Here is a 13,624-nt window from a genome sequence, read left to right on the forward strand (position 1 = left end):
ACGATTAAAAGACAAGTGTAGTAATTCGTTGAAATAAATCGTAAACAAATGGGCACGATACTGATTTACGAAAATAATAGGATTCTTATGAGCCACAATCAAAAAAGCGATCTCATTGGTTTTGCAGAAGTCGCAGCAAAAATCCCTAAATTCATGAGCAAGCTACCTCATTTAGTTACTGGTCTTAAGCAAGCTTATTTACGTACTTCGAACTCTCCTGCTGGCTTAGGTATTGCATTTGAAAATGCCGTTAAGCGCAATCCTCAAGGTTGTGCATTAAAATATGAAGATCAGCAATTTTCATATAAAGAATTAAATGATTGGGCAAACCAAATTGGACATTTCTATCTTTCAATAGGCGCAAACAAAGGCGATGTTGTGGCGCTCATGATGGAAAATCGTCCCGAGTTAATTGCAACTGTTTTGGGTTTAGCAAAAATTGGCGTGACCATTGCCTTAGTCAATACATCTCAAGTAGGCAAAGTCCTTGCCCATAGCATTAACCTTGTCAAACCAATTGCAGTCATTACAGGCGCAGAATGTTGCGCATCTGTAGATGAAATTCGTGATGAGCTAGAAATCACTGAAAACCGCTTTCATTGGTTTGCAGATCAAGAAACATTAAAAGATGCAGGTGAAGCACCAAACGGCTTTATCAACCTTGCAGAAAAAATAGAAAACTTCCCTAAATTTAATACACCAACGACCCAATCTGTTCAGGGTAAAAATGGTCTATTTTATATTTACACATCAGGCACCACAGGCTTACCTAAGGCGGTAATTTTTACCAATAGCCGTTGGACTTTGGCTTATGGCACGTACGGTCATGTCATCGATCTAAAACCTAATGATGTCATGTACTGTACCCTACCGCTGTATCATGCGACAGGTATTGTGGTGTGTTGGTGTGGTGTCATTGCAAGTAGCGCAACACTCGCAATTCGTCGTAAATACTCAACATCTTCATTCTGGAAAGATGTGAAAAAATTCGATGCCTCTGCAATTGGTTATGTCGGTGAACTTTGTCGCTATTTAATGGATGCGCCTGAGTCTGAACTTGAACAAGGTCATCGTGTTACAAAGATGATTGGTAACGGCATGCGCCCAAATATTTGGGATAAGTTTAAAGCGCGTTTTGGCATAGAAGAAGTTTTAGAGCTTTATGCATCAAGCGAAGGTAATGTAGGCTTTAGCAACGTTTTCAATTTTGACAATACCGTTGGATTCTCCCCTACACCGTATGCAGTCATTCAGTACGATAAAGAAAAAAATGAACCAGTTCATGACAAAAATGGTTGGTGCATTCGCGTTAAAAAGGGCGAAGTTGGCTTACTTATTGGGAAAATTACGCGCAGATCACCTTTCGACGGCTATACAGATCCTGAAAAAAATAAAACGGTGATCATGACCAATGTTTTGAAAAAAGGCGATGCCTACTTTAATACAGGCGATTTAGTTCGAGATATTGGTTTTAGACATGCACAATTTATCGATCGCTTAGGTGATACATTCCGCTGGAAAGGCGAAAATGTATCAACCACCCAAGTTGAAAACATCCTAAGTGATTATGAAAAAATTACAGCTGCAGTGGTTTATGGCGTAGAAATTCCAAATACCAATGGTCGTGCAGGCATGGCAGCTATTACCCTGCATGATGATGTGAAATTGGATACACAAGATTTAAGTAATATGTATAGTGAATTTAAAAAGTCATTGCCTGCATATGCGGTACCTTTGTTCTTACGTATTCAAGTTACTGTTGAAACAACAGGTACATTTAAGTATCAAAAAAGCAAACTGAAAGAACAAGGCTTCGACATTACGCAAACGGATGAAAAGATTTTAGTTCTTTTACCAGGAGCTAATGCTTATTGCGAACTCACAACAGAGATTTACAACAACATCCAAAGTTATAAATATCGCTTTTAATAGTAAAAGTTGTTTGTTTTTTGATTATATGAAGCTTTTTTGTTTTATTTATAATCAATCACAGGCAACTTTCTTATTTTTTACTTGCGCTCATTTGATATCTTGCTACAATACGCTCCATCAAATGAAGTGGTGTTTCAAAACTCCTAGAGTTTTCTTGCACTACATATTCAAGTTTTCTTGAATACTGGTTCAGGGTCGTTAGCTCAGTTGGTAGAGCAGTAGACTTTTAATCTATTGGTCCCGCGTTCGAGTCGCGGACGACCCACCATTTCCTTTGACATCCCTGATGGGTCGTTAGCTCAGTTGGTAGAGCAGTAGACTTTTAATCTATTGGTCCCGCGTTCGAGTCGCGGACGACCCACCATCATTCTAAAACGTCTGTTTTAGAAACCATCAAATCTAATTTGATACAAAACCTTTGAATGGGTCGTTAGCTCAGTTGGTAGAGCAGTAGACTTTTAATCTATTGGTCCCGCGTTCGAGTCGCGGACGACCCACCATTCTTTCTTAGAGCTTCTTTCTTCCACCATGCGAAGATAACGAAATTTGCATTATTCCGACCAAGACAAACCACTCCTCTTTTGGTTCTGATTCGCCATTCTCGAAATTTTGCTCATCGATGTTGCATCATATCGTGCTTTATTGCGCCTTTAAAAATCTTAGATTTTTTGCACTCGAGTGAAACGTTGTTTCACTAATCCTTACTCAGGGTTGTTAGCTCAGTTGGTAGAGCAGTAGACTCTTAATCTATTGGTCGTGGGTTCGAACCCCACACAACCCACCAATTATTCTATTTGTTAAAATACTTCGTTTAAGAATCTAAGATATAAAAAAAGCCCCGTTTAAGGACTTTATTCATTATTTGATATTTTCAGGTTTTAGTTTATAAGCTTCGTGTGGAAATGGGTTTCCTTCTTGGAAAAATGTTCGATTCACATCTGTTGCATTTGCAATTCGATCCAAATTCATCGTTAGATTTTTATCTTTATCTATATCGTAAAAAAACTCAACACCACTCACTCTTTTTAAAATAATTTGATGATTTAATTCATCATATTTCCAGTAATCTTGACGATATTGATTTTCCGAAGCAAATGTAATTGTACCTAAATGTATAACTGTTCGATGTGCCGTACCATCAGGTAGTAAATTCAGAATAAAATCTGCCGTACCTTGTTCACAGAAGACAATTGGATCTTTACAACTGACAACAACCCGATAACGCCCTACATAAGGAAGTGCATTATCTGAAATATGATCAGCAAGACCCTCTTCATCTATAGGGGTAGCTACTTGTCCAGCAACATCTGTTAATTTTTTACCTGTTAATGGCTCATAATCATCTTTACTTGCAGTTTGAAATGTTTCCTGTTGCTCTGTTGAAACATTATCATGGTCATCACTACATGCAGTTATTCCAAAAACAAACAGTGAAACCATGCAAGTTTGATATATTTTTCGATTCAACACTTACTCACCACTCACATAAAATTTAGATTAAAAACACCAAATATATTGTTTAAAATTACTTAATAATTAACCATTTATAGTAAAAATAAACAGTTTACATCTGCATTCTATGACTCTATTTATATGTCGCATATACACAGTTACACATTTTAACGATTTAATTTAAGACACCGCTTTAAATAAAAAAAACAAACTCCATATTTTATATTACAGCTAACTGATTTATTTCATTTTAAGGAGAACTAGATGACCAATGTTGGTTTATATCGCTCAAACCGCTCGAACATGATTGCAGGTGTAATGGGTGGTATTGCTGAACGTTTTGGTTGGAATGCAAATTTACTACGCATTATTTTTATTGTGGTCTCTGTTATGAGCGCAGCATTTCCAGGTATTTTAGTGTATTTAATCCTATGGTTCATCATGCCTAAAAAACAAATTGAATTACAATACACTCCAAATAATCAACAGCCTATTCGTACTGTAGGTGATGATCGCGCCTAATTTATTTAACTCTTTTTTTTGCTACGATGTTCCCCAAGATATCGTAGCTTTTTTTTTGCATTTATATAATTTAAAATATAATAATCAATAGGTTATTGAGTTGCTTTAAGAACAACTTATTTTCAAAATTAGCAATGATCAACATTTACACACAGACACAAGTAATCCATAAAATTAACTTTCTTTGACATCTTCATTAAAAACCATGCTACTTGATCTTTAACCTTTGCCACTCCCCTTTAAAATCCTTATAATTGAGGGCAATTTTTCTCTAATTTTAAGTGGATGACCATGAGTCGCGCCATATCGCATATTGATACCTTCCAAGGCTTAATTCTTGCCTTACAAAACTATTGGGCTGAACAAGGCTGTGTAATTTTACAACCTTACGATATGGAAATGGGCGCAGGCACATTCCACACAGCAACCTTCTTACGTGCTTTAGGTCCAGAAACTTGGAATGCTGCTTACGTTCAGCCTTCACGTCGTCCTAAAGATGGTCGTTATGGTGAAAACCCAAACCGTTTGCAACACTACTACCAATTCCAAGTAGTTCTTAAGCCAAACCCAGACAACATTCAACAGCTTTATTTAGATTCTTTAAAAGCCATTGGTATTGATCCTTTGGTTCACGATATTCGTTTTGTAGAAGATAACTGGGAATCTCCAACATTAGGCGCTTGGGGCTTAGGTTGGGAAGTTTGGCTAAATGGTATGGAGGTGACTCAGTTCACTTACTTCCAACAAGTAGGCGGTATTGAATGCTACCCTGTAACGGGCGAAATCACTTACGGTCTTGAGCGTTTAGCAATGTACTTGCAAGGCGTAGACTCAGTTTACGATTTGGTTTGGACTAAAGGTCAGTTTGGTACAGTAACTTACGGCGATGTATTCCATCAAAATGAAGTTGAGCAATCGACTTATAACTTCGAATATGCAAACGTTGAAAAAATGTTTGAATTGTTCGATTTCTATGAAGCCGAAGCGACTCGTTTAATTGAAGCTGAACTTCCACTTCCTGCTTACGAACAAGTGATTAAGGCATCTCATAGCTTTAACTTGTTAGATGCGCGCGGTGCAATTTCGGTAACTGAACGTCAACGTTATATTTTACGTGTACGTACTTTGGCGCGTTCAATTGCACAAAGTTATGTTGCTGCTCGTGCGAAACTTGGTTTCCCAATGGCAGAACCTGAACTTCGTGACGAAGTTTTAGCGCAGTTAAAAGCACAAGTTGAAGCAGAAGCAAAAGTTGAATCTAAGGAGAGCAAATAATGTCTAAACATACAGTATTGTTCGAATTAGGCTGTGAAGAACTGCCACCAAAAAGCTTAAAAAAATTACGTGATGCTTTAAATACTGAAACTGTAAAAGGCTTAAAAGATGCAGGTTTGGCTTTCGATTCTATCGAAGCGTATGCAGCGCCACGTCGTTTAGCATTAAAAATTGTGAATGTTGATGGCGCGCAAGCGGACACGCAAAAACGTTTTGACGGCCCTGCTAAACAAGCAGCGTTTGATGCTGAAGGTAAACCGACTAAAGCTTTAGAAGGCTTTATGCGTGGTCAAGGCATCTCTGTAGATCAAGTATCAACTTTCCAAGCAGGTAAAGTTGAAAAAGTGTGCTACTTAAAAGACGTAAAAGGTCAAAGCCTAGATGTGCTTTTACCGCAAATTTTACAAAATGCGTTGGACAACCTACCAATCGCGAAACGTATGCGTTCTGCGGCAAGCCGTACCGAATTTGTACGTCCTGTGAAATGGGTTGTATTGCTGAAAGACAACGACGTTGTTGATGCAACTATTCAAGATCACAAAGCAGGTAACGTGACATTTGGTCACCGTTTCCATGCGCCTGAAGCTATTACTTTAACGCATGCTGATGAATATTTAGCGAAGTTAAAAGCAGCTTATGTCGTTGCAAACTTTGAAGAACGCCAAGCGATCATCGACCAACAAGTAAAAGCGTTGGCTGATGAAGTAAACGCGATTGCGATTGTGCCTGCGGATTTACGTGATGAAGTGACTGCACTTGTAGAATGGCCTGTTGCGCTTCGTGCAAGCTTCGAAGAACGCTTCCTTGCTGTTCCTCAAGAAGCGTTGATCACAACGATGCAGGACAACCAAAAGTACTTCTGCTTAGTGAATAGCGACAATAAACTTCAACCGTACTTCATTACTGTTTCAAATATTGAGTCTAAAGATCCTGCTCAAATTATTGAAGGTAACGAGAAAGTTGTTCGTCCACGTTTGTCGGATGCTGAATTCTTCTTCTTACAAGACCAAAAACAACCGCTTGCTTCTCGTAAAGAGAAATTGGCAAACATGGTCTTCCAAGCAGAATTGGGTACGCTTTGGAACAAGTCTGAACGTATTGCGAAACTTGCTGTTGCGCTTGCGCCTATTACAGGTGCGAAAGCGGAAGATGCTGAAAAAGCTGCTCTTCTTACTAAGTGCGATTTAACGTCTGAACTTGTGGGTGAATTCCCTGAACTTCAAGGTATTGCGGGTACTTACTACGCACGTCTTGAAGGCGAAAATGATGAAGTAAGCGATGCTTTAGGTGAGCAATATCTTCCTAAATTCGCAGGTGATGTTTTACCTAAAACTAAAACAGGTACTGCTGTTGCATTGGCTGACCGTTTAGACACGCTCACAGGTATTTTTGGTATTGGTCAAGCGCCTACAGGTTCTAAAGACCCGTTTGCACTTCGTCGTTCTGCCATTGGTATTTTGCGTTTAGTGACTGAAAACAATCTTGATGTTTCTATTGAAGATTTAATCAAGCTTGCTTTAGCTGCCTATGGCGATGTATTGAAAGATCACGATAAGACTTTAAACGATGCTGTTGCATTCCTTGAAGGTCGTTACCGTGCAAAATACGAAGACCAAGGCGTTGCGGTTGATGTGATTCAAGCGGTTCAAGCGTTGTCTCCAAAATCTCCTCTTGATTTTGACAAGCGTGTAAATGCGGTTAATCATTTCCGTGCATTGCCTGAAGCTGCTGCTTTGGCTGCTGCAAACAAACGTGTTGCAAACATTCTTGTAAACGAAGCTGAGCCGACGGGTGCTGTTGTTGAAGCAAACTTAGTTGAAGATGCTGAAAAAGCATTGTTTGCTGAACTTGCTAAAATTACGCCTGTGGTTGAGCCGTTATTTGCTGCGAAAAACTATACTGCTGCACTTTCTGCTTTAGCTACTTTACGTACACCTATTGATGCTTTCTTTAAAGATGTAAAGGTCATGGCAGATGATGCAGAGTTAAAAGCAAACCGTTTACGCTTACTTGCTCAATTACGTGATTTGTTCACAAGTGTTGCGGATATTTCGGTGTTACAGCATTAAGTCTTAAATACTTGTAAAATAAAGAAAACCCCGCTATAAATTAGCGGGGTTTTTTATAAGTAAAAGATATGTATACATTTTCATTTTGCCTTACACTATTAATGATATTTCCTTATTTACTCATATATATTTTTTACTATTCCAAAAACAAAGATGTTTTCTTCTTAAGAAGTCGTAGTTATAGAAAAATAGATCTATATATTGGATTCGTTACTATAACCATCTTGCTGTTTATAGTTTGGAATTCCTATACATCAGACAATCTGTTTTTAGGGCTAAAAATTTCACAAGAGACTTTTTTCTTTAATGATAAATTTATTACATTTATAGGAATTAGCTTTGCCATTATTGGATGGTTATATACAGTTAGAATGCAAAGTCTTACTAATATGCGCAATCATTCGATTCAATCCATCATGAATGCCAGATTATCTGATCAATATAACAAAAAGTTTGATCATATTTACGAATTACTAAAAACTGATAAGACTTTAACTTTTGAAAAATATGAAAGTTTTAATAGTTCTGATAAATCCACTGTTCATTATATTCTTAACTATTATGAGTCCATTGCTATTGGTATTAAATACAATGAATTAGATGAAGATATAGTTAAAAGCATGATGAGATCACAAGTAATAAAAACGTATATTACATTTGAAGATGTCATCCTCAATTTACAAAAGGATAACCCATCATTTTTCGAAAATTTTGTAGATCTAAAAAATCGTTGGAATTTAAACAAAAATCCCACCACAAACTTGAATTAAAGATATAGTCTTTCATATACCAATTCCCTATACTCAAGTGAATTACATTCAAAAAGAAATGGAACTTATGAAACTTAATGCCATCGTTTTGACAGCTCTTGCTGGTTTAACACTATCTGCATGTACAACTACACCACCAATTCCACACATCAATGCAGGTGCGCTACAGGAAGTAGACAACCTAAAAGCATACCCTGAAACCACAAGCAACAAAGCCCAACTCAACAAATTCTCAGACAAATGCATCATCGAATTTACAGGTCAGCTTGAATCAGGAAAAGTTGTAGAACAATGGGCATTTAAAGGCTTAACCCTTATTTCAGCAGGCACAGCAACATTTGCAAAAGACGGCACAAGCACCGCTTCAGCATTTGACCTATACGCACCAGAAGTACAAAAAAACTTCCTATCACTACGTAACAACTTCGCAAAAGATGCATTAGCACAATGTGACTAATCCACAATGCGAACAAAAAGCCTTTGCTCTTAAATCATTAAAGCAAAGGCTTTTTTATCTGTAAGTAAAAAGAAATAAATGTTGAACTCATGTTACACACCTGTATGCTTTTAATCACAAAGCGACATCAACACCCCAAAAGCCGATAAGATCAATTTCAATAAAACCCAATATAGAAAAAAGAGGATCCATCTACGTGATCAATCAATCGAAAGCAGCACTATTTGTTTCGGCAATTCTTGCCACAACACCCCTATTTGCCCAAACAGAAACGACGCAAACAGCACAGCCTGTAAAACAATCTCCTGCCTATGGCGACAACCCAAATATCTTTAAAGTGTTAGGTCACAAAGCCAAAGAAAAAATAGATACAACTGCCGTAAAAATTGATAACGGTGTGCAAAAAGGCGTATCTAAAGTAAAACCAAAAGCAGAACAAGCTTGGGAAAATACCAAAGACTTTACCGAAGAAACTGCAGATAAAGCAGCGAACGGCATTAACCGTACGGTTACTAAAGCCAAAGAAGGTGTATTTGGTAACCCCGAAGAAAAAGCACCAATTGTTCAACATTCGCTAAGTCAGTCATCTACAGACAACCAACCAAAAACCTTTTTAGAGAGCGTGCCTGCGCCACAAGCTCAGGTTGCAGAACCTGCTACAACAGCACCACAAACTGAAGTACAAGCACCTACAAACTCAAATACAGGCACAAATACAGCAGATACAGATTCATCTATCCCTAGATAAATCACCAAATCATGCATCTATAAAAAAGCCCATCACTAGATGGGCTTTTTTATCTTTAAGCAGTTTAATTCACTTGTCGAATAGGTTGACCATTTTTAAAGGCATCAACATTTTCCACCATTTGCTGAACAATACGCTGACGTGCATCTACACTGCCCCACGCACTATGTGGTGTAATCAATAAATTTGGAATATCAGGATTTAATAAGACATTGCCATCTTTGGGTGGTTCAACTATCAGTACATCTGTTGCTGCACCTGCAATTTTCCCATTCAATAATGCATCTGCTAAAGCTTGTTCATTGACAATACCACCGCGCGCGCAATTAATTAAAAATGCACCCGACTTCATTGCATCGAAAGCCTGAGCATCAATTAAATCTTGAGTGTCTGCTGTAAGTGGGCAATGTAAAGTTAAAAAATCGACTTGAGATAACAACGCATTAAACGCAATACGGTTGTCATTGCTTGGTCGGTTTGGCAGAGCGCCCACCAATACTTTCATGCCAAATGCTTCGGCTAATTTACCAACAGCCTTACCCAATTCGCCATAACCTAAAATACCCAAAGTTTTACCTTCCAATTCGATAATTGGATAATCGAGCAAGCAAAATTGCGATGCTTTATTCCATTCACCATTTTGCACGGCGTTGTCGTATTGTCTAAATGATGTCGCTAAATTTAGCATGAGCATAAGCGTGTGTTGCGCCACAGCAGACGTGCCATAAGCCTGACAATTACAAACCACTACACCCTGTTGTTTAGCTTGAGCAAGGTCAATATTATTGGTGCCTGTAGCAGAAATCAAAATCAGTTTAAGTTGCTTACATTGTTGAATTGCTTCTGCATTTACCACGACTTTATTGCTAATAATGACATCAACATTTTGAATTCGTTCTAATAATTGTTCTGAAGATGTACTTGGATAAATTTCCCATTCATCAAACGTATGTTCTAAGGCAGTAAAATCTAAGTCATTTTGGTCTAAAGAGGCATAATCTAAAAACACGGCTTTCATGTTGCATTCCTTGCTTCATTCATGGAATTTTAAGGGATAAAAACTCCCTGTTTATTGCAAACAGTTTAAGCTTATTTTAGATATTTAATCGACCTGTTTTCTCATTTATAAATGCTTTATTTTTCTTTTAAAAAGAATGAAATGTGAAATGATAGATCGTTCAAATACCAAAAAGCCTGCTATTTTGCAGGCTTTTTATCACAATGGTTTTTTACAGATAAAATACTTTGTTTCACCACATAAACCGCAAGTGCAAACACAATAAGAATACCGCTACCAAAGCAAATATAAGCGGGATACATAGAGCTTTGAGCAAAAGCAGGGTTAGAAACAGTTAAACAAAATAGCGTGAACAATGAAATATTCAGAACATTCTTTGCCATAACACGACTCTTATCGTCCAATGATATTTTTATCGTTGAATTCATCTTAGATCGAATTAAAAATAAAGCAATAGTACAAAATTAGACCAAAGCCGTATTTAAAATCCGTATCTGTGATGGGTATTACACACTCAAAAAATATATTTGTAACTTAAGCGTCGCTTTCTAATTCCAATACAAATTTTGCAGTTTCAGAAACATCTTCCACAAAATCGTTACCGCCAAATTCATCACTTGCAAGGTTCAAGTTTTTGTAACTTACGACAAAATAATCGTCATATTTTTTGATAATCAGCGGGCTCATGCCTACGCCTAAAGCATCTTGCTCTTTAAACAGTTTCATCACCAAACGATCATTCATTGCCACAATGTAGCGTTCATCATTTAAGTGAATTTGAACCAAGCCCGTGCCTTTGGCATAAATTGGAATAAGTAGCTTATGATTCAGCGCGATGGCTTTTTCCGCATAGCTTTCAATTTTTTGACTAATCACGTTAAAAACTAAGCCATGACCAAATTTATCGAGCAATAAGCTTCGGCTTTCTTGCGGTACATTAATTTGTACGCCTAGCTTATTTAAATCATGTTCATCGACTTGTTTATTGCTGAGTAATGAGCGAATCAGTTGTTGCTTTTGCTTTGCATCAAAGAAATTACTATCGAGCTGTAAATCGTTATTTCTAAGAATTTGCCCTAAAGATGCACGATGTTTTCTAAGCGACTTTTCAATCACTTTACGATAGTAAAACTTGCTGTTCTTTTTCACCTGACGAATCTTTTTATAAAAATAAGTTTCATCAAACTCTTGCGTTAAAAAGTCATTTAAAAGTTCTGAACTTGCCAAAATTGCGACAGCATCGTGTCCTGTAAATGGCAAATGCAAGGTATGAACATGCGGTAAAACTTCTTGAAGTTTCACATAGTGCGCGCGGTCTTCATCATAATAAGGGTCATATACCACAATGTATTCACGATCCGCAGATACATCTTTGGCTTGTACTTTCATGTCTTGGTTTACATCTGCATGAAAGAACATGTTGTAGCGTAAATCAGTGACATCTTCAGGATCAATTGAAAACTGTGGAACCAAGGCAATAACACGTTTTAAGTTCAATAAGTTGGAATACTTAATTGCAGCATAGCCCCCCATTGAACCGCCATAACCTAAACGCGTTTCAAATGGTGCAATAAAGTCTGCAATCGCATCTAACATATTGCGAATGGAGCTTTCAGGGAACCATGACTTTTCTTTTGGCATTACGCCAATGACATTGTATTGAAACTTTTCTAAAGATTTTTCGGCATTAATAGACAAACCCTTGGCACGAGTAATTAAATCGCCAAAGGAAAAAACCAGTTCTTTTGATGAACCTTTTAGAAAAATAGCGCGAATATGTCCGTCTTCAAAAATTATCTGTTTGTCCATTCCCACACCAAGCAATAGGTTCTATTGCATATTAAGTTTTACAATTCAATGCTATTGCGATTGATCAAAAGTGAATATGTTATTTTATAGATGCACGAAAGATAAAGAATCGCAAAATATGACACAATCTTTACATTCTTCCGCACAAAAAGGCTTCAGTTCGGCTGCTGAACTTTATCAGCAGGTTCGTCCAAGTTATCCACAAAGTATAGCACTTTGGCTACAAGATCGACTCCAACTTAGCTCAGAAACCATGCTCTTAGACCTTGGTTCTGGGACTGGCAAATTCTTACCTTATTTACAACAAATAACACAGCATATTACAGCGGTTGAACCCATTGGCGAAATGCTTGCACAATTAAAGCAGGCTTACCCCAATGTGCAAACTTTACAGGCATTTAGCAATAATATGCCTATTCAGCACCAAACTGTAGATGTTGTGACATGCGCACAATCATTTCATTGGTTTGCCAATTTAGAAACCTTAACAGAGATTCATCGCATATTAAAACCCAATGGCTATTTGGTTCTTATTTGGAATCAGCGAGATATTGGCGTAAATTGGGTAAAAGCTTTAGCAGATGTAATTTCCCCTTTTGAGGGAGATACACCCCGCTACCATAGCAATCAATGGCGAAAAGTCTTTCAAGAACAGGATTTATTCAAACTTTATCAAGAAACTACAATTCCACATTTGCATCATGGTACAGTGGAACAAGTGGTATCAAAGCGCTTACTTTCGACGAGTTTTATTGCGGCAATGCCTAAGTCCAAACAACTTGAGCTAAAAGCACAATTTGAAAGAATCGTACAAGAATATACAGGTAAGTCTTTAGATGAGAAAATTGATTTCCCCTATATCACGCATGTTTATGTCTTTGAAAAAATAACGACAGAATAGGATCATCTTCATATGAATACGTCACTAAAACGCATCGCTTTTCCTGCGCTTATTTGCTCTGCACTTTTTTTGAGTGCATGTGGTGATAAGAATGCAGAACATTCAAATGAAGTAACACCTGAAGATAAAGTGATGCAAGAGCTATCATCTGAAGCGATTCGTAATTTTGACAAGACACCAAACGATCAGCACGACATTTTATTGCTTGTAGACTATGACAATCGTTTCACCGAAGTCAGCGATGAAATGGAAGATGAGTTAAACAAACTCTCTCAGGCAGGAAATTTAACTGCTGAGTTTTCATATACGCGTAAAAAAGACAATTTAACCTCTGCATCTGAAATGTTAAAAGCACTCGATTTAAAATCTGAACAAGGTCGTTATATTCAAGGTTTAATTGCGAGTTATTGGGATACGCAAATCCAACTTTTAGAGCAACATAAAAACAAAACATTAGATGATGAAGGCTTATCTGAAGATAAACTAAAAGGCTTAGGTGCTTATTTACATGCACAAGATCAACTTGAAAATTGGCGTTCTCAGTATCCTGAAATAGAAGCTAAACTCGATAACTAAGTTTTAACGTTAAGAATGCAACAAAAAAAGGAATCCCCATCGATTCCTTTTTTTGTATCGTCAAATTTAATACCTTAACCTGAGTTCGATGAAAT

General features: G+C 37.4%; 13 protein-coding genes and 4 tRNA genes. 13 read left to right on the forward strand and 4 right to left on the reverse strand.

Going from position 1 to position 13,624, the window contains the following annotated elements:
* Nucleotides 1-87 precede the first annotated feature (87 nt).
* The 5 genes from A6M14_RS09590 to A6M14_RS09610 all read left to right on the forward strand — a co-directional run bounded on the left by A6M14_RS09590 (nucleotide 88) and on the right by A6M14_RS09610 (nucleotide 2,716).
* Complete coding sequence (locus A6M14_RS09590; RefSeq protein WP_152874721.1) at nucleotides 88-1,929, forward strand: long-chain-acyl-CoA synthetase; 1,842 nt, start codon at nucleotides 88-90, stop codon at nucleotides 1,927-1,929.
* Between the two features lie 195 nt (nucleotides 1,930-2,124).
* Nucleotides 2,125-2,200, forward strand: a tRNA-Lys gene (locus tag A6M14_RS09595).
* 20 nt (nucleotides 2,201-2,220) lie between these two features.
* Nucleotides 2,221-2,296: transfer RNA gene (locus A6M14_RS09600), tRNA-Lys, on the forward strand.
* Between the two features lie 60 nt (nucleotides 2,297-2,356).
* Nucleotides 2,357-2,432: transfer RNA gene (locus A6M14_RS09605), tRNA-Lys, on the forward strand.
* Between the two features lie 208 nt (nucleotides 2,433-2,640).
* Nucleotides 2,641-2,716: transfer RNA gene (locus tag A6M14_RS09610), tRNA-Lys, on the forward strand.
* A 74-nt stretch (nucleotides 2,717-2,790) separates the two neighbouring features.
* Here the strand turns inward: A6M14_RS09610 and A6M14_RS09615 are convergent.
* Entirely contained in the window at nucleotides 2,791-3,372 is a 582-nt protein-coding gene (locus A6M14_RS09615; protein ID WP_152874722.1) for a hypothetical protein, read from the reverse strand.
* Nucleotides 3,373-3,648: 276 nt separating this feature from the next.
* Between A6M14_RS09615 and A6M14_RS09620 the strand changes: the two genes are divergently transcribed.
* The 6 genes from A6M14_RS09620 (at nucleotide 3,649) to A6M14_RS09645 (ending at nucleotide 9,225) form a co-directional block, all read left to right on the forward strand.
* A complete protein-coding gene (locus A6M14_RS09620) occupies nucleotides 3,649-3,906 on the forward strand; it encodes a PspC domain-containing protein (RefSeq protein ID WP_152874723.1) in 258 nt (85 codons plus the stop codon).
* Nucleotides 3,907-4,197: 291 nt separating this feature from the next.
* The gene (glyQ, locus tag A6M14_RS09625) at nucleotides 4,198-5,181 is read left to right on the forward strand and encodes a glycine--tRNA ligase subunit alpha (protein ID WP_152874724.1); all 984 of its coding nucleotides are present in this window, start codon (nucleotides 4,198-4,200) and stop codon (nucleotides 5,179-5,181) included.
* Nucleotides 5,181-7,250 (forward strand): glycine--tRNA ligase subunit beta, encoded by a 2,070-nt coding sequence (glyS, locus tag A6M14_RS09630; RefSeq protein ID WP_152874725.1) that lies wholly within the window; start codon nucleotides 5,181-5,183, stop codon nucleotides 7,248-7,250. Before glyQ ends, glyS begins: the two co-directional genes overlap by 1 nt.
* Nucleotides 7,251-7,318: 68 nt before the next feature.
* Nucleotides 7,319-8,020: a DUF4760 domain-containing protein gene (locus tag A6M14_RS09635; protein WP_152874726.1), complete on the forward strand. Its 702-nt coding sequence runs from the start codon at nucleotides 7,319-7,321 to the stop codon at nucleotides 8,018-8,020.
* A gap of 67 nt (nucleotides 8,021-8,087) precedes the next feature.
* On the forward strand, nucleotides 8,088-8,477 hold the full coding sequence (locus A6M14_RS09640; RefSeq protein WP_152874727.1) for a hypothetical protein: 390 nt from the start codon (nucleotides 8,088-8,090) through the stop codon (nucleotides 8,475-8,477).
* A 196-nt stretch (nucleotides 8,478-8,673) separates the two neighbouring features.
* On the forward strand, nucleotides 8,674-9,225 hold the full coding sequence (locus A6M14_RS09645) for a hypothetical protein (protein ID WP_152874728.1): 552 nt from the start codon (nucleotides 8,674-8,676) through the stop codon (nucleotides 9,223-9,225).
* 64 nt (nucleotides 9,226-9,289) lie between these two features.
* Here A6M14_RS09645 and A6M14_RS09650 read toward each other — a convergent pair whose 3' ends face one another.
* From A6M14_RS09650 to A6M14_RS09660, 3 genes are all read right to left on the reverse strand, one after another.
* A complete protein-coding gene (locus tag A6M14_RS09650; RefSeq protein ID WP_152874729.1) occupies nucleotides 9,290-10,243 on the reverse strand; it encodes a 2-hydroxyacid dehydrogenase in 954 nt (317 codons plus the stop codon).
* A 179-nt stretch (nucleotides 10,244-10,422) separates the two neighbouring features.
* The gene (locus A6M14_RS09655) at nucleotides 10,423-10,626 is read right to left on the reverse strand and encodes a hypothetical protein (protein WP_152874730.1); all 204 of its coding nucleotides are present in this window, start codon (nucleotides 10,624-10,626) and stop codon (nucleotides 10,423-10,425) included.
* 151 nt (nucleotides 10,627-10,777) lie between these two features.
* Entirely contained in the window at nucleotides 10,778-12,052 is a 1,275-nt protein-coding gene (locus A6M14_RS09660) for a hypothetical protein (RefSeq protein ID WP_152874731.1), read from the reverse strand.
* Between the two features lie 118 nt (nucleotides 12,053-12,170).
* On the opposite strand from A6M14_RS09660, the gene A6M14_RS09665 reads away from it, so the two are divergent.
* Nucleotides 12,171-12,953, forward strand: a complete 783-nt coding sequence (locus tag A6M14_RS09665; protein ID WP_171500273.1) for a class I SAM-dependent methyltransferase — start codon at nucleotides 12,171-12,173, stop codon at nucleotides 12,951-12,953.
* 12 nt (nucleotides 12,954-12,965) lie between these two features.
* A complete protein-coding gene (locus A6M14_RS09670) occupies nucleotides 12,966-13,529 on the forward strand; it encodes a hypothetical protein (RefSeq protein WP_152874732.1) in 564 nt (187 codons plus the stop codon).
* Nucleotides 13,530-13,624 lie beyond the last annotated feature (95 nt).

This window comes from Acinetobacter portensis, assembly GCF_009372215.1.
GTDB lineage: Bacteria > Pseudomonadota > Gammaproteobacteria > Pseudomonadales > Moraxellaceae > Acinetobacter > Acinetobacter portensis.